We start from the raw sequence: 19,267 nt of genomic DNA, 5'->3' as shown, positions 1-19,267 counted from the left end.
ACAAAGTTCAGGGGGCAGAAATGAAAATCTGGGGATGGGCGGGTTCGGCGGCGCTTATTCTTCTGATGGTCGGTCTGTTCCGGTGGTTGTGGCCCCTGCCGGACCTGCGTGACGGCGACCTGATTTTCCAGACTTCGCGCAGCCAGCAGTCCAAGGCCATTTTGATCGCCAGCCGTAGCCTGTATACCCACATGGGCATCGTCAAACAGTCTCCAACCGGCTGGATGGTGGTCGAAGCCGTTGGGCCCGTCAAGGAAACGCCTTTACGAGAGTGGAAAGAGCGCGGTAAATTTGCCCGCATTGCGGTCTATCGTCCAAAAGTATTGACGAGCCACCAGAGGGCGCAAGTTTTTTCAGAAGCCAAACGTCTCTACGGAAGACCTTATGACGTCTATTTTTCATTCGAAAATCGCGCCATCTACTGTAGCGAACTGGCCTATCTAGCCTTTGATGCAGCGGGGATTGAACTGGGGGAACGTCAGCGGCTTGGCGATTTGGGTGTACTCGAGGGCCCCGCAAAGGACCTGATTGCCAAGCGTGCTATCGTTGATCCCGAATGTCGTGGTTTGGATCGTAAAGCCTGCATGTCTAAGGTTCTGGTACGAGAGCTAGTGACGCCGGTGAGCATCGCGCGCGACCAAGATCTTAAGAGGGTCTATTCTAATTATCCGATCTAAAAATTCGCCGCAATTCTTCGGCGGAGTTGGTAAATTGTTTCAGAGATGGCTTGGTATGTGCCACTACGGCTTCACGTCGAGGATCACCCGCTTATAGCGCGTCAGGGCCGGGGTGCCTTTGTCCGTTACGGCCACGATGACGTGAAGGGTGCCAGTGCGGAAGACGCTGTTTTTCGGGATGGTCAGGTTGATTTTGGGTTGATCGGCATTGGCGATCGTCACCATGCGGCCATTTCGCCCATTTGAGGTCGTAAAGCCGCCGGCTTCACCATAGACAAACCACTCGAAGCTCAGCGCGTCCTTATCGGGGTCCGTGGAGCCTTCGGCGCTGAGTTCCAGCGTGTCTCCCAGGCGCGCTGACAGACGATCCGGATGCGACAGCTTTGGCTCTGGCGGGTGATTGGCCTCAGCATAGGACTTGATCGTCCAGTCCATGCGTGCGGCAAAATCGTTCTGATAAGCCTGACGCCAGCGCCAGATGGTCGCGTGATTGTCCGTGTACCAGTTGCCATCGACTCCAAGTACCTCGTCGTCGGCATTGGTCCACAAGGGCCGCGTTTCCGGGATCAGGTGCCAGCGTGCGGGTGGCGGGGTGTAGAACTCATAGCGACCGCCCCAACTGCCCCAGTTGGGGTGTTCGGGCGCGCCCAGACCGTTATTGATCAGGTACAGGAAGCTGGGGGTATCACCTTCCATCATGTAGATAGGTTTGGGGTATTCGGCCCCTAACGGCCCCTTGCTCATGATGTGGGTTTGCAACCACGGCACATCGACCAGACTGAAATCTGCCCCGACAAAACGGCCGTGGAAACGGTCTCCGCTGATGCCTGACCAGGTGGCGTGGTGATAGGCGCCGCCGTCGTGCATACCGGGGCTGGCGATATAAAAAAGGTCCGGAAAGGTCTGACGCAGCCACGGGCCGGAATCGTCCTGATCCGAGATGGTGTAGACGCGCAGCTTTGACATAAAACGCTTCAGTTCGGCCGTGGTCCGCGTGGCGCGCACCTTATGCAGGGCCTGAGCCAGCGTATTGGGTCCGCCCCAGACCAAAACCCAAAGAGGGCGCTTATCCTGGCGATCCACCGCCCGGATGAGTTGCTCAGCCCCCGGCGAGGTTTGGCCGTCGCCCACCGCTGTCATGCCATAGGCTTGCGGGCCTTCGCTGACCACAGACAGAAGGTGCTCGGCGGATGGATAGCCCGGTTCGTGGCGGTTGAGGTTGGGCTGCACCTGCCCATAGGCGCGCACGATTTGGCGGATGCGCTCCGGGGCTGTGTGGTGGCGCATATGGACGGAAGTCGTCGCGACCAGGCCCTCGATATCCCACTGATTGGCATAGGTCAGAAAACGCACCAGAGACTCAGCGTCATCTGGTTCGTTCTCGATATCGGTCAGGACGAAGATGCGCGGCTTTTCTGCCGGGGCCGTTGTGGCTTTGGCGACCGGCTCTGCGGCCTGTGCCAGCGGGCTTGCCCACGCCATCAGACTCAGGGCCGCAGCCCATCCGCGCAGTCTCATCCGTCTCATCCCTTTATTCTTGGCCTGGCACTGTGGTGGGCCAAGGGAGGAGCGTCAACCGAATTAATCCCGTAGCAGTTCGTTGATCCCGGTCTTTGAGCGCGTCTGGGCATCGACGCGCTTGACGATGACGGCGCAATAGAGGTGCGGCGCATTGGGGTTTTTATCATTCGAAGATGGCATGGAACCGGCCACGACGACCGAGTAGGGCGGCACTTCGCCGTAGAAGACTTCGCCAGTGGCCCGATCAACGATGCGCGTCGATTGCCCCAGATAGACGCCCATGCCCAGCACGGAGCCTTCGCGCACGATGACGCCTTCGACCACTTCGGAGCGCGCGCCGATAAAGCAGTTGTCTTCTATAATCGTCGGATTGGCCTGAAGCGGTTCAAGTACGCCGCCGATACCGACACCACCCGACAGGTGCACATGCTTGCCGATCTGGGCGCAGGAGCCGACCGTGGCCCAAGTATCTACCATGGTGCCTTCGCCAACATAGGCGCCGATATTCACGAACGACGGCATCAGCACGACATTCTTGCCCACAAAGGCGCCGTGACGCACAATGGCGCCCGGCACCGAGCGGAAGCCGGCGTCCTGATAGTCTTCGGCCTTCCACTTGGCGAACTTGTTGGGCACCTTGTCCCAGAAGGGGCCGATCGCGGCCTTGTCGAAGACCGTGTGACCGGCCTGCATGATCTGGTTGCCATTGAGGCGGAAGGAGAGCAGCACGGCCTTTTTTAGCCACTGATGCGTGACCCATTCGCCGTCGATCTTTTCAGAGACGCGGAAGCGGCCATTGTCGATCAAGCCCAGCGCCTTTTCCACCGCATCGCGCACCGGACCGGTGGTGGACGGCGACAGGGTGTCGCGGATTTCCCAGGCGGCTTCGATATCGTCGTGGAAGGCGGCGAGGTCGGACATGGCGGCTCTCATAAGGTCTGTCAAAGAAGGAATGACAGGGCCTTAAGACCTATGATCCTTCGGATCAAGGTTTCTTTTTCGCTCACGCTCCGGCGCTGTTTATTGAGAGCGTTTGATCACATACGCCTCTGTGGCCAGCTCGTGTTTGAGCATAAACGCCGACAGGCTCTCATAGGTGGCGGTGCGGATCGCGCCCGGATGGTCGTCGGTGCGCAGACGCGTATCGGCCATGGGGCCCAGCGTGCGTTGCAGGAAGCCGGCCTTGACCGTGGTCGGTTCAAACCAGCGCGTCAAATTGGCCTTGATCTGCGGGTAGGACTCCGTCTCCCATGCGGCTGCCGCAACGACATCCAGCATAAATTCCACGCAGTTCTGGTACCTCGCATTCAGCGGATTGGACACCAGCGAATAGTCGGTGATGTGCAGGCGCGTATAGGCTGGCGTGCCGATCAGCACCTTTAATCGTCGCTGCATTTCAGGCGTCGGGAGGATGACCCCGACATCGTCTTCGGCCGAGACGCTGGCGAAGTTCAGCGGAAAGTCCTGCTTCAGGTAGGACTGGCTGACCGGCAGGGTCTTTCCGTCGCCGTGATAGAGGTTGTAGACCGCATAGCCCTGAAGATGACGTCCGTCGGCGGTGGTGATCTCGCTATGAACCCAGAAGGCCCCGTGCGTATAGGCGATGCCGGGCGGTAGCTTGTCATGCGGGCGGCTGGTGCGAAAGACAATGGCCACCCGCGCGCCTTTGGCCGCCAGATTTTGCTCGATCTGTTTAGCGAAGGCGGCGGCTTCGGGTGCGCTGAAATGCGGTTTGGCGTTGGCCGCGCTGTCGCCGGATTCATTGCCCGCCCATGCACCGGTTGGCAGGAGCAGGGATGCGGCTAGCAGGGCCGCCCGCCACATTTTACTGCGCCTTCTTTTGGGGCTTTTGCGCCTCGTGGGAAGCGTTCGGCGCGTCCTGCGCCACCACGGTTTCGGGGCTGACCGTCAAGGGCTTATTGGCTTGATCCCAGACGGCTTCGCCTGAATCGCGGATGGCCGCGCCGGTGCTTTCGGCGGAGGCCCCTACAGCGACAAAGGGCAAGGCGGCGCTGCCTGCAACCACCATCACGCCCGCACCCGATAGCTGAGCGGTGGCTTCGACGGAATTGGCTGCGGCTTTTGAGGTGTTTTCAAGGCTGTCCTGCGCGGCGGCGGGCAGAGCGAAGGCAGACGCGAACAGGATGAGGGCAATCGGTTTGAACATGACCATGATCTCCGTGACACGCCTGTGAACGGCGTTCAATTGAACATAGTTCAGGGGCGTTAATGCGTCAATCGAAATCCTGAACGCCGTTCATTCCTCAAGGAAAGCCTTAAGAGACGCCGCCCGGATATGCACGAACGCATCGGCATTGGCTTCGGCGTGCGGGCCGACGAGAATGGTGGTCATCCCCAGCTCGTGCGCCGGTTTGAGGTTCTTCGGGCTGTCTTCGAAGAATGCGGTTTCAGGACCGGTCACCGCGTGCTTTTGCATCATGCGGTGAAAGGTGATGAGGTTCGGCTTGGGGATCAGGTCGGCATGCCCCAGATGAAACACATCCTCGAACAGGGGGGTCATCTCCAGCTTGTCAAGGATGCGATAGGCGTGCTGCTCGTCGCCATTGGTGAAGACCAGCTTGCGGCCGGGCAGGGCAGTGATTGCGGCATTCAGGGTTGCATCGGGCACAAGGCCGTCCAGCGACACATCGTGCACCTCGTTCATGAAGGCAAAGGGGTCGATGTCGTGATAGGCCATTAGGCCAGCGAGGGTCGTCCCGTGCTCATAAAGGTATTTTTTCTGAAGCGTGCGTGCCTCTTCGCGCGGCAGGCCTGTCTGGCGCATGACGAAATCCGTCATGCGGCCTTCGACCAGAGCCATCACCTCGGCTTCGGGCGGATAGAGGGTGTTGTCGAGATCGAACAGCCAGGTGGAAACGTGCGGGAGGTTTTGGACGTGCGGGCTCATACCGTCTGTTTCGGCGTTTTTCGACAGGGTTTCAAGCTCTTTCCTCCTTCCCACGCCTGCGGCACAGGCAGGAGGGTTTATTAATCCCGCGTAATCAGCGTGCCCGCGCCATGTTCGGTAAACAGTTCGACCAGCATGGCGTGCGGGCGGCGGCCATCAAGGATAACGACAGCCTCGACGCCGGCGTCGATGGCGGCAATGGCGGTCTCGAGCTTCGGGATCATGCCGCCGACAGCAACGCCGGTTTCAATTAGGTTCTTCGCTTCCGACACCGTCATTTGACGGATCAGATTTTTCTCACCATCCAGCACGCCAGCAATATCGGTTAGCAGCAACATGCGCTTGGCGTTCATCTTTCCCGCGACGGCCCCAGCCACGGTGTCGGCATTGATATTATAGGTCGCGCCGTCTTCGGCCACGCCGATGGGGGCGATGACCGGCACGTAGTCGTGCTCCAGATCACTGATCAGGGTGCGCAGCAGCTTATCGTCCACGCGCTTGGGTTCGCCCACAAAGCCGAGATCGACCACCTGTTCGATCATCGAATCCGGGTCTTTTTTCAGGCGCGTCGCCTTTTCGACGGTGATCAGGCTGGCGTCCTTGCCCGACAGGCCGACGCCGCGCACATCGGCTTCCTGACCCGCGCGCGTGATCCACGAGGCGATTTCCTTGTTCACGGCGCCAGACAGCACCATTTCGGCAATTTCCATGGTCGCTTCGTCGGTGACGCGCAGGCCGTCGATAAAGGTCGATTTGACGCCCGCCCGCCCCAGCATGGCCGAAATCTGCGGCCCGCCGCCGTGCACGACGATCGGATGGATGCCCAGCAGTTTCAGCAGCACTATGTCCGAAGCGAAGATGCGCGCCGTTTCTTCCTGACCCATGGCGTGGCCGCCGTATTTAACCACGACGATTTCGCGGTCGTAGATCTGGATAAAGGGCAGGGCTTCGGCCAGGGTTTTGGCCGTGGCCCAGCCGTTTTCTTCGATAGTTTCGGTCGTGGCGGTCTGAATGATCATTTCAGGAAGACTTACCCCGGTTACACCTGACGGCGTATCAGCAAAAGGTGACAGTACGATGAGCGCGCGCATTACAGGATATGCGGCGGCGTGTCATTAGCGTTTTATGCCTGATGCGCCTCAAAATTCAGGCTAAGCTGAGGGCTGCAAAGGAGACGCGGCATGACCAACGCCCAGACGATCATAGCTGAATTAAGGATGCAGGCGCATCCGGAAGGCGGGCACTATGTCGAAACCTTCCGTGATAACCCTTCGGGTGGGCGCGGGGCGTCTTCGTGCATCTATTACCTGCTTCAGGCGGGGGAGCGTTCACACTGGCACCGCATAGATGCCGTTGAGGTGTGGCATTACTATGCCGGTGCGCCGCTAAAACTCAGCCTGCATCACCAAGAGCGAGGATGGGATGTGGTGTTGGGGCCGGATGTGCTGAGCGGGCAGAGGCCGCAGAGTGTGGTGCCGGTCGGCGGCTGGCAAAGCGCAGAGAGCCTGGGAGACTGGACGCTGGTCGGCTGCACCGTCGCACCGGGGTTCAGCTTTACCGGATTTGAAATGGCTCCGCCGGGGTGGGAACCGGGATAAACCATAGAAATCGTTTCTATCCGGGTTTGAAATGGGGACCGGGCACCCTATGTCTGAAAAGAGGCCTGTTGATCCGTCCGGGCCGCCCCTCGCCACACAGGAGCTATGCCACCGAATGCCAGAAACACACCCCGAAACCCATAATGACAGGCCAGGGCCGTCGTTGGCAGAGAGCGCCAAGCCGCACACCCCTGCACACTCGGTCCTGCCCTTATGGGCGCTGGTCGTGCCGTTTCTGGGGATCGGCTCCTATCTGGCGCACCTGTCCTATCTGGGGCTGGCCGGGGTGATCGGAGCAGCGGTTATCATGATGGGCTGTGTTCTGGCGGCCGTGCACCATGCCGAGGTCGTAGCGCACCGCGTGGGGGAGCCCTTCGGGACGCTGGTTCTAGCGATCGCCGTGACCATTATCGAGGTGTCGCTGATCGTGTCGCTGATGCTGTCGGGATCGGGCGATACGGCGACACTGGCCCGCGACACGGTGTTTGCAGCCATCATGATCATCATGAACGGCATTGTTGGTATCTGTTTGCTGGTCGGAGGAGTGCGCCATCACGAGCAGCGCTTTGTCCTCAAAGGCGTCAGCTCGGCCCTGTGCGTGCTGGCGGCCATGGCGTCCCTGTCGCTGGTTTTGCCCAATTTTACCTCCTCGGTACCGGGGCCGTTCTTTTCGCCATCACAACTCATTTTCGTCGCCGTGGTGTCGCTGATACTCTACGGCGCCTTTGTGCTGGTGCAGACGGTGCGTCACCGCGACTACTTCCTGCCCTCGGGCGAAGGTGATCTGAAACCTGACGCCCATGCCGAGCCGCCGACGTTGAAAGAAACCCTGATCGCCTTTGGTGTGCTGATCGTGGCGCTGGCCGGGGTGGTCCTGCTGGCCAAGAGCCTGTCGCCGCATGTAGAAAAGGCGGTGGTGGGCGCAGGTCTGCCGCTGGCCGTGGTGGGGGTGCTTATCGCGGCCCTGGTACTTGCCCCCGAAAGTCTGTCGGCCATCAAAGCGGCGCGCCGCAACCGCCTTCAGACCAGCCTCAACCTCGCCTTGGGCTCGGCTCTGGCGACCATCGGCCTGACCATTCCGGCGGTGGCGGTGTTGAGCGTCATCATGGGCTGGCCCCTGTCGCTGGGGCTCGATACCAAGTCGATGGTCCTGCTGCTGCTGTCGTTTGTGGTGTCGATTTTCTCACTGGGCACCGGCCGCACGACCGTGTTGCAGGGCGTGACGCATCTGGTGATCTTTGCCACCTATCTGTTTGTGACCGTGGTGCCGTAAGCCCGTCGCTTTTCCTCCTGCAACGCAGGAAGAGAAGGTATCCACAGATGACACAGATTACACAGATGGGCGCTTCGCGCCTCGGATTAATCCAGATAAAGCTGCCGTTAGACGTTCTTGATCTGTGCAATCTGTGGCTTTAGCCCCGACTGAATGTTGCCCGTCATCGACTTCACGCGGCTCCGCCGCTTCACAGAGAGAGGGACAACGAAAAACCGGCCCAGTTGCCTGAGCCGGTTTTAAAATCTGCAACTAAGTGCTGAGGCTTACTTCTTGAGCCCGTGAGCGTCAGCTCACAGTTACTTTTTAAGGAAACCGCCGAACTTGTTGTTGAAGCGCGACACGCGGCCGGCGCGGTCAAGCAGGGTGTTCTGACCGCCGGTCCACGCCGGGTGCGTGCGGGGGTCGATGTCGAGGTTCAGGACAGCGCCTTCCTTGCCGTAGGTCGAGCGGGTCTGATAGGACGAACCGTCGGTCAGGGTAACCGTGATCCAGTGATAGTCGGGGTGACCGTCTTTTTTCATCTCTATTAAGTCCTTAAAAACGTCCGGCCAGCAGGGATGCAGACGCGAAGAAAGGGTGAAGCTGTTACAGCGAAGCGCGGCTCATAGCGTAAGCGGCGTTGCGGCGCAAGCCATAACGCATTAAACGCGGGTTTATGACCGCACAGACACCTCCGCACAGCGACGCCGACGCCTTCAAAGACCGCCCCGGATCGGGAGCCGAACTGGTGGGGCAGATCACCTCCGCCGCGGCCGGGCGGGAAAAGACGCGCAACCTCAAACCCTTGCTGCGTCTGTGGCCCTATATTGCGCGGCTGAAGGTCGATGCGGTCTTTGCCATCTTCTTCCTGCTGCTGTCGTCGGGGGCCACCCTGTCGCTGACGGTCGCCTCGCGTTATCTGATCGACAATGGGTTTGGCTCTCAGGACGGATCGCAACTGAACCTGTGGTTCGGGGTGATGGCCGGGGTGGCGCTGGTGCTGGCTCTGGCGACGGCGCTGCGCTACTTCTACATCACCAAGCTGGGTGAGCGGGTGGTGGCCAATCTGCGCAAGGATGTGTTCAACCACATTCTGGGCCTCGATCCCGGCTTCTTCCTGAAAATCCGCACAGGTGAGGTCATTTCGCGCCTGACCACCGATCTTCAGATCGTCGATACGCTGGTTTCGACCTCGATCTCTATGGCGCTGCGCAACGGCATTTCGTTCATCGGCGGCCTGATCCTGCTGATGTTCGTCAGCCCCAAACTGACCCTGTTCGTGCTGTGCATCTTTCCGGTGGTGCTGGTGCCGCTGTTCACCTTCGGCAAGCGGGTAGGGCAGTTGACGCGCCAGACGCAGGACAGCTTTGCCGCCGCCGTCGGCACGGCGGGTGAGACGCTGGATGCGCTGGAAACCGTGCAGGCCTTTGTGCGCGAAGACTATGCCCGCGGGCGCTTTGGTGACGGCGTGGAAACGGCGTTTCGTCAGTCGCTGAGGCGCATGGGCGCGCGGGCCCTGATGACCGCGCTCGTCATTTCGCTGGTCTTTGGCGGCATTGCCTTTGTGCTGTGGCTGGGGTCGCGGGCGGTACTGGCCGGGGAGATGTCGGAAGGCACGCTGATCCAGTTCGTGATGCTGTCGGTCTTGGTCGCCGGGTCAGTCGGTTCGCTGTCGGAAACCTGGGGCGACGTGCAAAAGGCAGCCGGCGCCATGAGCCGCATCGACGAGCTGCTGACGGCGCAGCCCACGATCGTCGCCCCTGCCAATCCTCCGCCGCTGCCGGAACCGGCGCGCGGCGCGGTGGTGTTCGATCAGGTCGATTTCGCCTATCCGGCCCGCCCAGAACAGCCGGTCCTGAGCGGCTTTTCACTGAGCGTCCAGCCGGGGGAAACGGTGGCGCTGGTCGGGCCTTCGGGGGCCGGTAAATCGACTGTGTTCAAGCTGCTGCTGCGTTATTATGAGCCCACGACCGGGACGATTGCGCTCGATGGTGTCGATATCGCCAGGGCCGACCCCAAGGCGGTGCGACGGCGCCTGTCGCTGGTGGCGCAGGACGCCGCCCTGTTTTCGACCTCGCCGGCCGAGAATATCCGCTTCGGTCGCGAAGAGGCCACGCCCGAAGAGATAAAGACCGCCGCGATGAAGGCGCAGGCGCAGGCCTTTATCGAGGCCCTGCCGCAGGGCTTTGACACGCCTCTGGGCGAACGCGCCAAGTCCTTATCTGGCGGTCAGAAGCAACGCCTGTCGATTGCCCGCGCGCTGGTGCGGCAGGCCCCAGTCCTGCTGCTCGACGAGGCGACCTCGGCGCTGGATGCGGAAAACGAGCGGCTGGTGCAGGACGCACTTAACGAAGCGATGAGCGAACGCACGACACTGGTCATTGCCCACCGGCTGGCCACGGTGCTTAAGGCCGACCGCATTGTGGTGATGGACGAGGGCCGCGTGGTCGAGCAGGGGACGCATGAGGAGCTGGTGGCGCAGGGCGGTTTGTATGCCCGTCTGGCGGAACTGCAATTCGGGGCCTAAGGGGTTGAAGGTTGTTGCCGCCAGACAAAACGTAAGAGGATTGGCGGAGCTGCAACTCCGGAGCCGAGACCTCTCGCAGGCCGCAGAGCCGTTGCATCAAGAATTGTTACGGTTGTGTATAAACGGTATCATAAGCCCGTAAATCGCGTGATCGGGGATAAAAATCTACCCAAGCGGGAAAAATTTTCTCATTTGAAGTCATGTATTTAACGGACTGAATACGTATTCACGTCTCCATATCATTGATATACTGTACGTACAGTTTTATATAGCGACAACCCGGAAGCTCCCCCTCCGGATGAGTTTGGCCGTCCTCACCCGCACCGGCCGCCTTGGGATTGTGTACCGTGTCAGATGATGTGTTGAACGCCGGAGAGGTTTCCGAAGAGTCGGAAAGCCACCGGGTATGGTTCATCGCCGGGGCCTCGCATGGCTTGGGGCGTGAACTGGTGCGTGCCGCGCTCGAACGCGGTGATTTTGTGGTGGCCACCGGCCGCCGCCCGGAAACCTTTGCCACCGGGTTTGAAGACTATGCCCATGCGCTGGTGGCGCTGGCCATGGACTCCGATGACGCCCACGAAGTGCGTGTGGCGGTGGATACGGCCATCCGTTGCTTTGGCCATATTGATATTCTGGTCAATAATGCCTGCGCCAGCCTGATCGGCGCGGTGGAGGAGGCGAGTGACCTCGAAGTGCGCCGCCTGTTTGAAACCAATCTGTTCGGTGTGCTCAATGTGATGCGCGAAGTGCTGCCATACATGCGCGAACGCCGCCGTGGCCATGTGGTGACACTGGCCTCCGGCTATCCGGAGCAGGCCGCAGGCTTTGGCCTGACCCACGCGGTGCGTGGCGCGGTGATCGGCCTGTCCGAGTCGCTGACGCAGGAACTGAAACCGCTCGGCATTCAGGTGACGACCGTGGATCCCGGTATGCTGGGCGGCCCCGAAGCCCGCTTCATCGCGCGTCAGGTGATCGCTGACTACGACACCCGGCTTGGGCCGGCGCGTCTGTGGCAGGAAGAACTGGATGAGATGATCATGGCCGGTCGCGCACAGGCCGTGTTGCGCGCCATGGACCTGCCCGAAGCGCCGGGTCATCTGGTGCTGGGGGCGCGCGCCTATGAACGGGCGCTGCGACGCCTGAGCGCCCTACAGGCCGAACTGTCGGCCTGGCGTAATCTGAGTTTGTATCAATCCGAGGCCGCGTAAATGACCATCGACACTCTCTCGCCCCCTGTAAAGCGCCCGCGGGGTCGCCCGCGCTCGGAAAGTGCGCGCGAACAGATCCTTCAGGCGACGCTCGACCTGCTGGAAGCCGGGAACCTGCGCGACATCACGGCGGAGGCCATCGCGCGCAAGGCCGGGGTCTCCAAGGCAACCCTTTACAAGTGGTGGCCGAACAAGCTGCATATCGCCTTCGATGCCTTTATGGCGCGCATGAGCGATGAGATCGTTGTGCCGGATACGGGTTCGTCGGAGCGCGACTTCCTGATGGCGATGCGTGATGCCATGGCCTTCTATTCATCGGCGGCCGGGCGCACGCTGGCGCAACTGATCGCCGAAGGGCAGGGGGATGAAACCTTCAATCAGGCCCTGCTGGAAAGCTTCCTCAACCAGCGTCGCGAAGCCGTGGCGACGATCTGGCGGCGGGGCGTCGAACGCGGCGACCTGCGCAGCGATATCGACATGCAGATGGGGCTTGATCTGATTTATGGGCCGCTGATGTTCCGTTTTCTGGCCGGGCGCTTCCATATGATGAACGCCGAAGAGGCCGACAAGCTGATCGGGATGGTCTTCCGGGGCATTGCGCCGGTTGCGCAGCCCGTCAGTGCGGACGTCCTGATCGACGCCTGATACCGCTCAACAAAAAGCCGCGCAGAGACAGCTCTGCGCGGCTTTTTGTTTGGCGTGGTGACGCCTTACTTCGCCAGTTGCAGCTTTTCCAGCAGTTGCGGATAGAGGTCGTGATTGGCGGCCAGCATTTCACCGGTGATCAGCGGCGACTGATCACCGTCCAGCGAGCCGATCTTGCCGCCCGCTTCGGTGATCAGCAGGGTTCCGGCGGCCATGTCCCACGGCTTAAGGCCGCGTTCCCAATAGCCATCCACCTGACCCGCGGCCACCATGGCGAGGTCGAGCGAGCAGGCCCCCAGACGGCGGATACCCGCCGTGCGCTGCATGATCTGATGCAGTTCTTTCAGGGCCTGTGCGTGGCCGGTCTTGCCGACAAAGGGCAGGCCGGTGGCGATCAGGCTGTCTTCCATCACCTTGCGTGCCGAAACGCGCAGGCGGCGGTCATTGTGGTAGGCACCCTTGCCCTTTTCGGCCCAGTAGAGGTCGTTGGTGATCGGGTTATAGGTCACACCGGCGACGATCTCACCATCACGCTCCAGCGCCACGGTGCAGGCAAACACCGGAATGCCGTGCATGAAGTTGGTGGTGCCGTCGATGGGATCGACGATCCAGCGGTGCGTCTTGTCCGTGCCTTCGCGCAGGCCCTGTTCTTCCCCCAGAAAGCCGTAGCCGGGGCGCAGGCGGGTCAGTTCCTCGAACAGGGCAGCTTCGACGCGCTTGTCGGCGGCGGTGACGAAGTCGCCGGGGCCTTTGCGCGACACCTGAAGCTCGCTGATTTCGCCGAAGTCGCGGGACACGCCCTTGCACGCCTTGCGGATGGCGGCGACCATGGCCTGAATGAGGGCGGATTGGATTACCATGTCAGGGCCTTTTAAAAACACCTCCTCCCCTGCCTTGGCGGGGGAGGTGGCCAGCTTGTCTGGCCGGAGGGGGCGACGAGACGAAAGGATGGCCCTTCCGCCTCAGCGCACTACGTTATCCCGGCATTGCACCGGCGATCCGGCTCCCCTGTTCGCGAGGCGTACAGGGGAAGAGGCGGATCAATCGGCGCGACGCATATATTCGCCGGTTTCGGTCGAAACGACGATGCGCTCGCCCGTGCCCATGAAGGGCGGGATCATGACGCGCATACCGTTGGAGGCCTTGGCGGGCTTATAGGAAGACGAGGCGGTCTGGCCCTTGATGGTCGGCTCGGTTTCGATGACTTCGAGCACCACCGTGTCGGGCAGGCTCATGCTGATCGGCTTGCCTTCGTGCGATTCGATGACGACGATCATGCCGTCGTGCAGGAAGCGGACCTGATCGTCACCGACCCAGTCCTTCGATAGCGAAATCTGCTCGTAGTTTTCCTGATCCATGAACACCAGCATGTCGCCATCTTCATACAGGTACGAGTGATCGCGTTGCTCCAGGACCGCACGCTCGACCGTATCGTCGGAACGGAAGCGCTCGTTCAGCTTGGTGCCGGTAACGAGGTTCTTCATTTCGACCTGGGCAAAGGCGCCGCCCTTGCCGGGCTTCACGTGCTCGGTCTTCACTACGGCCCACAGACCGTTCTGATATTCGAGGATCATGCCCGGTTTGATGGTATTGGCGTTGATTTTCATGGATTCGACTTGTCAAGGAGCGAGCGCGGAGGCCCAGAAGAGTTTGCGCGCGTTACTACACGCTTACCCCAAACGAGGCAAGGGGCCGCGAAGCCGCAGCGGGAATCGACTTTTTATGCCGGGCAGCGCATGGTAACGCCCGTTGAGACAAAGAGGAGCGCGACATGCTTAAGCCGACTGGTATAGCCCTTATGGCCCTTCTGACCCTGACGGCCTGTGGCAAGCCGGACAAGCCGGCGGCATCGGACGAAGGCTCAGGCGTGTCGTCGTCATCCATAGCGGATCAGGGCGCGCAAATCCTGTCGTGCGAAACGCCGGTGGCCAGATCGGCCACAGCGGCACAACTGCTTCAGGCCTTTGCCGGTAAGGCGCGCGAAGAAACGGTGCCTGGGCCGGAAGGCACGACCGAAAGCGCCGTCGTCCTCTATCCCGATGATCCGGCGCGCAAGGTGGTGGTCACCTTCTGGGACGAAGCCAAAACGCAGGTGGCGGATGTGCGCATCGGTCGCGGCGCGGTGCAGTGGTCCGGCGCCGGCAATATCCGCATCGGGTCTGCGCTGAAAGCGGTTGAGGCGGCCAATGGCAAGGCGTTTGACCTTTATGGCTTTGACTGGGACTACGGCGGCTATGCGGCGGACTTCAAGGGCGGCACGCTCGGTATGATGTCGGGCGACTGCGTGCTGAGCCTGCGCTTCGCGCCACCGGAAAGCCACACCGGTCAGTTGACCAGCGATATTGTCGGCGACACGCAGGTCGCATCATCCAACCCCAATATGCAGGCGCTGCAACCGGTCATCGTCGAAATGTCGGTCGGCTGGCCGTCACCTTCGGCGGCGGTGGAGTAGGTCAGATCGCGCTCAGCAGCGCCCTGACGCCAGCCGCGGGGCCGTCAGGATGAGTCCAGACGGCGCCGGACACGGCGATAAAGTCGGCTCCCGCGGCGGAGACTTCGGCCGCATTCGCCGCCGTGATGCCGCCGATGGCGACACACGGGACTTCCATCGTCTCCTGCCAGATGGTCAGGGTATCCAACTCGGCCATGTGCTCGACCGTCTTTGTGGCGGTTGGATAGAAGGCCCCGAAGGCGACGTAGTCGGCCCCGGCCTCGGCGGCCTCCATGGCCAGATGGCGGCTGTTGTGGCAGGTGACACCGATCATGGCCTCGGTTCCCAGCCGCTTGCGCGCGTCCTTGTAGGACATGTCCGACTGACCCACATGCACACCGTCGAGTCGTAGTTCCCTGGCCAGATCGACATGATCGTTCATCAGCACTGCCGTGCCGTGCCGATGAGCGATCGGCGAGATCAGCCTTGTCAGGGCACGGATTTCATCCAGCGACACGTCCTTGAGGCGGATCTGAAGGGCGGGGACCGGTCCAGCTGATAGGGCGTCGTCCAGAGCGCGTGCAAAGGCAGCATGGTCGGTAATGCTCGGTGGCGTGATCAGGTAGAGTTGCGAGGTCATCGCCTCGTCCTGCCCCAAAAGCCGGCCGGGGGCAAGTTTGTATTGCGGCCATCTCACTCCGAGAGCGGAATAGCTATTCCGCTCAAGCCGCAATTGAGGTGGCGGCCAAGGTGGCGCAGTCAACGCCCAGCGAAGAGCAAGGCATAAAGCCAAATCAGAGTGCTTCTAATAGAAACACTTTGATTTAGAGATTGCCAAATGTGTTGCGCAGCAGGGCCATCTGATCCAGCACCGGATTGGTCTGAGGTTTGTCGGCCTCGGCTTCGACGAACATGCGGCGGTCGAGGTGCGAGATACGGTCATAAAGGCGGTTGGAGCGGTCCAGCAGTTCCAGCAGACCCTGCGGCAGCACCTTAAGCTGGTCGCCATACTCGCTTTGGGCGGCGGCCGACAGGCGATATTTTTCGTCGCAGGCATCGGTAGCTTCCATATCGCCTTCGCGCACGGCGCGCTGCACCAGTAGCCACGAAGCGATCTGCATCAGGCGCGTGGTCAGGCGCATGGATTCACCGGCATAGAGCAGGGCGTCCTCGCGGCTTAGGATACGCGAGTCGCGGCGGCCATCGCCGTCCAGATAGGAGGCTGTTTCTTCCACCAGCCCCATGCCTTCGCGGAAAGTCCGGTCGAATAGGTCCGAACGGGCAAAATCACGCACGAGGTCCGCACGCTGGGACAGGGAAACTACGGCACCGGTATCGGACATGGCTGGCCTTCGGAAAATCTCAAAACACACAATACGTAAGGGGCGCAAACCGCACCCTCAGGGTCACTGATCGTCCTGCAACGGGCGTGCCACGCGAAGCGACAGGACGGGGCGCGCACTTGCTATGGCGAACCCTAACAAAGCCCTAACTCCCCTTGAAGGAGAACAGGGCTTCCGCCGCGCTGCGACCACTCTGCTTGGAGTCGAGCATGGTCCGGGTACGCACGATTTCAGCCTCAAGCGAGCCGATGCGCTCCTTGAGGTCGATGACCGAATAACCGCTCAGATCCTCATGGATCAAGGCATTCAGCGGCCCGCCCGGCCCGGTGCCTGAGCGAAAAGCGGGGGTAAACGCTTCCTCGTCCGACATGCGGCGTCTCCTCTGGGGTTATATCTGGGCTTGGAAACCTTTGCAGCCAGCGCGCGAACCGTTGCGCTCGCCGTAAATGTCTCTACATGTCCTATAAAACCCCCATGGGGCGAAGAAAGCAAGCGGCACGGTTGATCATGAAAGCTATTCTCATCCGGGACGGCGGCCACTCTGCCGAGGATCTTTATGTGGGGGATGTGTCGCGTCCCGAAGTGGGGCGGGGACATGTGTTAATTCGGGTCAGCCACTCTGGTGTGAACCGCCCGGACATCCTGCAGAGGCAGGGCAGCTACCCGCCGCCGCCCGGTGCGTCGCCGATTATGGGCCTTGAGGTCGCCGGGACGGTCGAAACCGTCAACAGCGACGAAAATCTGTGGACAGTGGGTGACCGCGTGTGCAGCCTAGTCAATGGCGGTGGCTATGCCGAATATGTCAGCGTCGATGCCCGCCACCTCCTGCCCGTGCCGCGCGGTCTGAGCGAGGCCGAAGCGGCGGGCCTGCCCGAAGTGTGCCTGACCGTCTATGCCAATCTGATGGAGCACGGCGCGTTGCAGGCCGGTGAGACCGTGCTGGTCCACGGGACCAATTCCGGTATCGGTTCGATGACGGTCATGATGGCCAAGGGATTTGGTGCCAACGTCATCGCCACGGTGCGCGGGGCGGAGCGGGCAGCGTGGGTGAAGGGGCTGGGGGCCGATCACGTCATCGACACCCGCAACACTGATTTTGTCACGCCGGTCAAAGACCTTGGCGGGGCCGATGTGGTGCTCGACATCATGGGCGGCGACTACACGCCCAAAAACATCCTGTGTCTCAAACACCGGGGCCGCATCGTGCAGGTCGGCATGATCCGCGGCAACAAAACCGAAATCGAGCTGCCGCGCCTGATGCAGAAGCAGGGCATATTGACTGGGTCTATGCTCAGGCCGCGCAGCGCCGACGAAAAGGCCCGCCTCAGCGCGGCGGTGGCCGAACGCGTGTGGCCGCTGATCGAAGCCGGGGCTATTCGCCCGGTGCTGGCCAGGGTGTTCGACGCCGCAGACGCCGGTGCGGCGCAAGCCTATCTCGACAGTGGCCAGCACACGGGCAAGGTGGTGCTGAGGTGGTAGCCCCTCACTTCCGCCACGGCGGCGGCGGCGTGGCCGGTTTCCAGCAGGGCTCAAGTGTCTGAGCCAGCTTGTCGGCCCATGCGGCGGGCGTGCCCTCATAGAGCGCGCCGTAATAGGTCGCTTCCTGCAAATAGTCGTTGAAAACGACCGTGATCTTGTCCGCGTGCAGTGCGATGCGGATTTCGTCTCCCTTGACGGGGGCAACGGTGGTTTTGCGTACCCACTCCAGACCGGAAGCTTCCGCCAGCACCTTAATCGCATGGGGACAGGCCTTCAGGTCCGTTTCTTCCCACATCAATCCGGCCTGATCCAGTACCGGGCGCAGGTCCGCAGACCCCTCGGCTTTTTGCATCACCTTGTGGACAAAACGGCTACCGCTATTGCGCGGTCGTTCGCCCGGTTCGACGGGGACCTTAACCCGACGAGCCTGAAACCGTACTTCACAACCTTCCTTTGTTCCGTGATCGCAGTTCTGGTGGATCGCAATGGCGTAGTAGGGCCAGTCATAGTCATCCCCATGATAGGCAATATGGATCAGATCAAACTGTGGATCGTCGAAATAGGTTGCTGGGTCGAAGGCCGCTCGGCGGACCTGATCACGCATTGTATAAACGGGCGGTTGCGGTGGTGCCTGGTCGACAGTCGCAGCAGTCAGAAGCCACGGGGCCAGGGAGGCGGCGACGGTCATCACTTTTCCCCTGATCCGACGGTATTATGTGCAAGCTGTGGCAAGTGGAGGTTTCTGTCGAGGTGAAAACCCGCGATCCGTTTTGTCGCGGATAATCCTATTCCCTTCGATAAAAAATCGGTCTATAGCAATGTCAAGAATCCCCTCACGCCCGGTCGCAAAGGCCGGGCGTAGCTATTTGTGAGACTGAATATGGCCGATATCCTGATGCCGAAAGCGACCGCCGTGTGGCTGGTCGATAATACCAGCCTCTCGTTCGAGCAGATCGCCGATTTTTGCGGCCTGCACCTGCTCGAAGTGAAAGGCATTGCCGACGGCGAAGTGGCGCGCGACATCCGTGGGGCCGACCCGATCGCCAATGGTCAGTTGACCCGCGAAGAACTGGACAAGGCGGAAAAGACGCCGTCCTACCGCATGCAGGCGCAAAAGAGCCGCCACGCAGAACTGCTTAAGCCGCAGAAGAAGGCCCCACGCTACACGCCCGTTTCACGCCGTCAGGACCGCCCTGACGCCATCTACTGGTTCGTCAAGAACCATCCGGAAGTCACCGACGCGCAGATATCCAAGCTGCTCGGCACCACCAAGACCACCATCGAGCAGGTGCGCAACCGCACCCACTGGAACGCAGCCAACCTCAAGCCGGTGGACCCGGTGACGCTGGGCCTTGTTTCTCAGATCGAGCTGGACGCCGCCGTCAGAAAGGCCGCCGAGGTGAAGCGCAAGCAGGCCGAAAAGCTGGGCATCCCGCTGGACGACCCGTCGTTGCAACCGGCCGCCCCGGTCGTGGTGCCGTTCGATGAGGAAGAAGAGACCTTCTCGCGCAAGGCCGACCTGACGGTCGAAGACGTCTTCGGATCGGCTCCTTCCAAGCCCGTCCATGACGAGGAAGACGACGAATACTGATCGGCCACACGGCCACAAGACGGAAAAAGCCAGCGGAGACGCTGGCTTTTTTTGTGGCTGAGCGCCAAATCGTCGGCTTCAAAA

Annotated in this window: 22 protein-coding genes; 9 read left to right on the top strand and 13 right to left on the bottom strand. The window is 61.0% G+C overall.

The window, feature by feature from the left end:
* Window positions 1–20 precede the first annotated feature (20 nt).
* Window positions 21–677, top strand: a complete 657-nt coding sequence (locus ASTEX_RS08595) for a YiiX/YebB-like N1pC/P60 family cysteine hydrolase (protein WP_013479226.1) — start codon at window positions 21–23, stop codon at window positions 675–677.
* A 63-nt stretch (window positions 678–740) separates the two neighbouring features.
* Here ASTEX_RS08595 and ASTEX_RS08590 read toward each other — a convergent pair whose 3' ends face one another.
* From ASTEX_RS08590 to argB, 6 genes are all read right to left on the bottom strand, one after another.
* The gene (locus tag ASTEX_RS08590) at window positions 741–2,195 is read right to left on the bottom strand and encodes a DUF1593 domain-containing protein (RefSeq protein ID WP_013479225.1); all 1,455 of its coding nucleotides are present in this window, start codon (window positions 2,193–2,195) and stop codon (window positions 741–743) included.
* A gap of 63 nt (window positions 2,196–2,258) precedes the next feature.
* Complete coding sequence (gene dapD / locus ASTEX_RS08585) at window positions 2,259–3,119, bottom strand: 2,3,4,5-tetrahydropyridine-2,6-dicarboxylate N-succinyltransferase (protein WP_013479224.1); 861 nt, start codon at window positions 3,117–3,119, stop codon at window positions 2,259–2,261.
* A gap of 99 nt (window positions 3,120–3,218) precedes the next feature.
* On the bottom strand, window positions 3,219–4,022 hold the full coding sequence (locus ASTEX_RS08580; RefSeq protein WP_013479223.1) for a DUF2145 domain-containing protein: 804 nt from the start codon (window positions 4,020–4,022) through the stop codon (window positions 3,219–3,221).
* Between the two features lies 1 nt (window position 4,023).
* Window positions 4,024–4,365: a hypothetical protein gene (locus ASTEX_RS08575; protein WP_013479222.1), complete on the bottom strand. Its 342-nt coding sequence runs from the start codon at window positions 4,363–4,365 to the stop codon at window positions 4,024–4,026.
* A gap of 90 nt (window positions 4,366–4,455) precedes the next feature.
* The gene (locus ASTEX_RS08570) at window positions 4,456–5,106 is read right to left on the bottom strand and encodes a pyrimidine 5'-nucleotidase (protein ID WP_013479221.1); all 651 of its coding nucleotides are present in this window, start codon (window positions 5,104–5,106) and stop codon (window positions 4,456–4,458) included.
* A gap of 80 nt (window positions 5,107–5,186) precedes the next feature.
* Entirely contained in the window at window positions 5,187–6,125 is a 939-nt protein-coding gene (argB, locus tag ASTEX_RS08565) for an acetylglutamate kinase (RefSeq protein ID WP_041658607.1), read from the bottom strand.
* A 162-nt stretch (window positions 6,126–6,287) separates the two neighbouring features.
* Between argB and ASTEX_RS08560 the strand changes: the two genes are divergently transcribed.
* Together ASTEX_RS08560 and ASTEX_RS08555 are read left to right on the top strand one after the other, a co-directional pair.
* Window positions 6,288–6,704, top strand: a complete 417-nt coding sequence (locus ASTEX_RS08560; RefSeq protein ID WP_013479219.1) for a cupin domain-containing protein — start codon at window positions 6,288–6,290, stop codon at window positions 6,702–6,704.
* 115 nt (window positions 6,705–6,819) lie between these two features.
* The gene (locus ASTEX_RS08555) at window positions 6,820–7,977 is read left to right on the top strand and encodes a calcium:cation antiporter (protein WP_083805570.1); all 1,158 of its coding nucleotides are present in this window, start codon (window positions 6,820–6,822) and stop codon (window positions 7,975–7,977) included.
* A 299-nt stretch (window positions 7,978–8,276) separates the two neighbouring features.
* On the opposite strand, the gene rpmE is transcribed toward ASTEX_RS08555, so the two are convergent.
* Window positions 8,277–8,501, bottom strand: coding sequence for a 50S ribosomal protein L31 (rpmE, locus tag ASTEX_RS08550; RefSeq protein WP_013479216.1), 225 nt, complete (start codon window positions 8,499–8,501; stop codon window positions 8,277–8,279).
* A gap of 134 nt (window positions 8,502–8,635) precedes the next feature.
* On the opposite strand from rpmE, the gene ASTEX_RS08545 reads away from it, so the two are divergent.
* From ASTEX_RS08545 to ASTEX_RS08535, 3 genes are all read left to right on the top strand, one after another.
* Window positions 8,636–10,486, top strand: a complete 1,851-nt coding sequence (locus tag ASTEX_RS08545; RefSeq protein ID WP_013479215.1) for an ABC transporter transmembrane domain-containing protein — start codon at window positions 8,636–8,638, stop codon at window positions 10,484–10,486.
* 347 nt (window positions 10,487–10,833) lie between these two features.
* A complete protein-coding gene (locus ASTEX_RS08540; protein ID WP_013479214.1) occupies window positions 10,834–11,694 on the top strand; it encodes an SDR family NAD(P)-dependent oxidoreductase in 861 nt (286 codons plus the stop codon).
* Window positions 11,695–12,339: a TetR/AcrR family transcriptional regulator gene (locus ASTEX_RS08535; RefSeq protein WP_013479213.1), complete on the top strand. Its 645-nt coding sequence runs from the start codon at window positions 11,695–11,697 to the stop codon at window positions 12,337–12,339. It abuts the gene before it with no gap.
* A 65-nt stretch (window positions 12,340–12,404) separates the two neighbouring features.
* Here the strand turns inward: ASTEX_RS08535 and ASTEX_RS08530 are convergent, their stop codons facing one another.
* Window positions 12,405–13,199, bottom strand: a complete 795-nt coding sequence (locus ASTEX_RS08530; protein WP_013479212.1) for an inositol monophosphatase family protein — start codon at window positions 13,197–13,199, stop codon at window positions 12,405–12,407.
* Between the two features lie 180 nt (window positions 13,200–13,379).
* Window positions 13,380–13,946: an elongation factor P gene (gene efp / locus ASTEX_RS08525; protein ID WP_013479211.1), complete on the bottom strand. Its 567-nt coding sequence runs from the start codon at window positions 13,944–13,946 to the stop codon at window positions 13,380–13,382.
* Between the two features lie 164 nt (window positions 13,947–14,110).
* Here efp and ASTEX_RS08520 point away from each other — a divergent pair, with 164 nt between their 5' ends.
* Entirely contained in the window at window positions 14,111–14,791 is a 681-nt protein-coding gene (locus ASTEX_RS08520) for a hypothetical protein (RefSeq protein WP_013479210.1), read from the top strand.
* 1 nt (window position 14,792) lies between these two features.
* Here ASTEX_RS08520 and thiE read toward each other — a convergent pair whose 3' ends face one another.
* The 3 genes from thiE to ASTEX_RS08505 all read right to left on the bottom strand — a co-directional run bounded on the left by thiE (window position 14,793) and on the right by ASTEX_RS08505 (window position 16,483).
* Window positions 14,793–15,410 carry a thiamine phosphate synthase gene (gene thiE, locus ASTEX_RS08515; protein WP_013479209.1) on the bottom strand — a complete coding sequence of 206 codons (618 nt, stop codon included), beginning with the start codon at window positions 15,408–15,410 and terminating at the stop codon, window positions 14,793–14,795.
* Between the two features lie 184 nt (window positions 15,411–15,594).
* On the bottom strand, window positions 15,595–16,113 hold the full coding sequence (gene rcdA / locus ASTEX_RS08510) for a protease adaptor protein RcdA (RefSeq protein ID WP_013479208.1): 519 nt from the start codon (window positions 16,111–16,113) through the stop codon (window positions 15,595–15,597).
* 145 nt (window positions 16,114–16,258) lie between these two features.
* Window positions 16,259–16,483, bottom strand: coding sequence for a DUF1192 domain-containing protein (locus tag ASTEX_RS08505; protein ID WP_013479207.1), 225 nt, complete (start codon window positions 16,481–16,483; stop codon window positions 16,259–16,261).
* A 137-nt stretch (window positions 16,484–16,620) separates the two neighbouring features.
* On the opposite strand from ASTEX_RS08505, the gene ASTEX_RS08500 reads away from it, so the two are divergent.
* The gene (locus ASTEX_RS08500) at window positions 16,621–17,592 is read left to right on the top strand and encodes an NAD(P)H-quinone oxidoreductase (RefSeq protein WP_013479206.1); all 972 of its coding nucleotides are present in this window, start codon (window positions 16,621–16,623) and stop codon (window positions 17,590–17,592) included.
* 4 nt (window positions 17,593–17,596) lie between these two features.
* Here the strand turns inward: ASTEX_RS08500 and ASTEX_RS08495 are convergent, their stop codons facing one another.
* Window positions 17,597–18,280, bottom strand: a complete 684-nt coding sequence (locus ASTEX_RS08495) for a hypothetical protein (RefSeq protein ID WP_013479205.1) — start codon at window positions 18,278–18,280, stop codon at window positions 17,597–17,599.
* A gap of 192 nt (window positions 18,281–18,472) precedes the next feature.
* Here ASTEX_RS08495 and ASTEX_RS08490 point away from each other — a divergent pair, with 192 nt between their 5' ends.
* Window positions 18,473–19,183: a DUF1013 domain-containing protein gene (locus ASTEX_RS08490; RefSeq protein WP_013479204.1), complete on the top strand. Its 711-nt coding sequence runs from the start codon at window positions 18,473–18,475 to the stop codon at window positions 19,181–19,183.
* The last annotated feature ends 84 nt before the right edge of the window (window positions 19,184–19,267 follow it).

The sequence above is a fragment of the Asticcacaulis excentricus CB 48 genome, assembly GCF_000175215.2.
Classification (GTDB): domain Bacteria; phylum Pseudomonadota; class Alphaproteobacteria; order Caulobacterales; family Caulobacteraceae; genus Asticcacaulis; species Asticcacaulis excentricus.
The sequence above is the reverse complement of the archived record's forward strand: the minus strand, read 5'-3'. Positions and strand labels throughout refer to the sequence as shown.

Bases quoted from the DNA above. Each gene is read 5' to 3' on its own strand.
- ASTEX_RS08595 (WP_013479226.1), top strand. From the start codon at position 21: ATGAAAATCTGGGGATGGGCGGGTTCGGCGGCGCTTATTCTTCTGATG.
- ASTEX_RS08590 (WP_013479225.1), bottom strand. From the start codon at position 2,195: ATGAGACTGCGCGGATGGGCTGCGGCCCTGAGTCTGATGGCGTGGGCA.
- dapD (WP_013479224.1), bottom strand. From the start codon at position 3,119: ATGTCCGACCTCGCCGCCTTCCACGACGATATCGAAGCCGCCTGGGAA.
- ASTEX_RS08580 (WP_013479223.1), bottom strand. From the start codon at position 4,022: ATGTGGCGGGCGGCCCTGCTAGCCGCATCCCTGCTCCTGCCAACCGGT.
- ASTEX_RS08575 (WP_013479222.1), bottom strand. From the start codon at position 4,365: ATGTTCAAACCGATTGCCCTCATCCTGTTCGCGTCTGCCTTCGCTCTG.
- ASTEX_RS08570 (WP_013479221.1), bottom strand. From the start codon at position 5,106: ATGAGCCCGCACGTCCAAAACCTCCCGCACGTTTCCACCTGGCTGTTC.
- argB (WP_041658607.1), bottom strand. From the start codon at position 6,125: ATGATCATTCAGACCGCCACGACCGAAACTATCGAAGAAAACGGCTGG.
- ASTEX_RS08560 (WP_013479219.1), top strand. From the start codon at position 6,288: ATGACCAACGCCCAGACGATCATAGCTGAATTAAGGATGCAGGCGCAT.
- ASTEX_RS08555 (WP_083805570.1), top strand. From the start codon at position 6,820: ATGCCAGAAACACACCCCGAAACCCATAATGACAGGCCAGGGCCGTCG.
- rpmE (WP_013479216.1), bottom strand. From the start codon at position 8,501: ATGAAAAAAGACGGTCACCCCGACTATCACTGGATCACGGTTACCCTG.
- ASTEX_RS08545 (WP_013479215.1), top strand. From the start codon at position 8,636: ATGACCGCACAGACACCTCCGCACAGCGACGCCGACGCCTTCAAAGAC.
- ASTEX_RS08535 (WP_013479213.1), top strand. From the start codon at position 11,695: ATGACCATCGACACTCTCTCGCCCCCTGTAAAGCGCCCGCGGGGTCGC.
- ASTEX_RS08530 (WP_013479212.1), bottom strand. From the start codon at position 13,199: ATGGTAATCCAATCCGCCCTCATTCAGGCCATGGTCGCCGCCATCCGC.
- efp (WP_013479211.1), bottom strand. From the start codon at position 13,946: ATGAAAATCAACGCCAATACCATCAAACCGGGCATGATCCTCGAATAT.
- ASTEX_RS08520 (WP_013479210.1), top strand. From the start codon at position 14,111: ATGCTTAAGCCGACTGGTATAGCCCTTATGGCCCTTCTGACCCTGACG.
- thiE (WP_013479209.1), bottom strand. From the start codon at position 15,410: ATGACCTCGCAACTCTACCTGATCACGCCACCGAGCATTACCGACCAT.
- rcdA (WP_013479208.1), bottom strand. From the start codon at position 16,113: ATGTCCGATACCGGTGCCGTAGTTTCCCTGTCCCAGCGTGCGGACCTC.
- ASTEX_RS08505 (WP_013479207.1), bottom strand. From the start codon at position 16,483: ATGTCGGACGAGGAAGCGTTTACCCCCGCTTTTCGCTCAGGCACCGGG.
- ASTEX_RS08500 (WP_013479206.1), top strand. From the start codon at position 16,621: ATGAAAGCTATTCTCATCCGGGACGGCGGCCACTCTGCCGAGGATCTT.
- ASTEX_RS08495 (WP_013479205.1), bottom strand. From the start codon at position 18,280: ATGACCGTCGCCGCCTCCCTGGCCCCGTGGCTTCTGACTGCTGCGACT.
- ASTEX_RS08490 (WP_013479204.1), top strand. From the start codon at position 18,473: ATGGCCGATATCCTGATGCCGAAAGCGACCGCCGTGTGGCTGGTCGAT.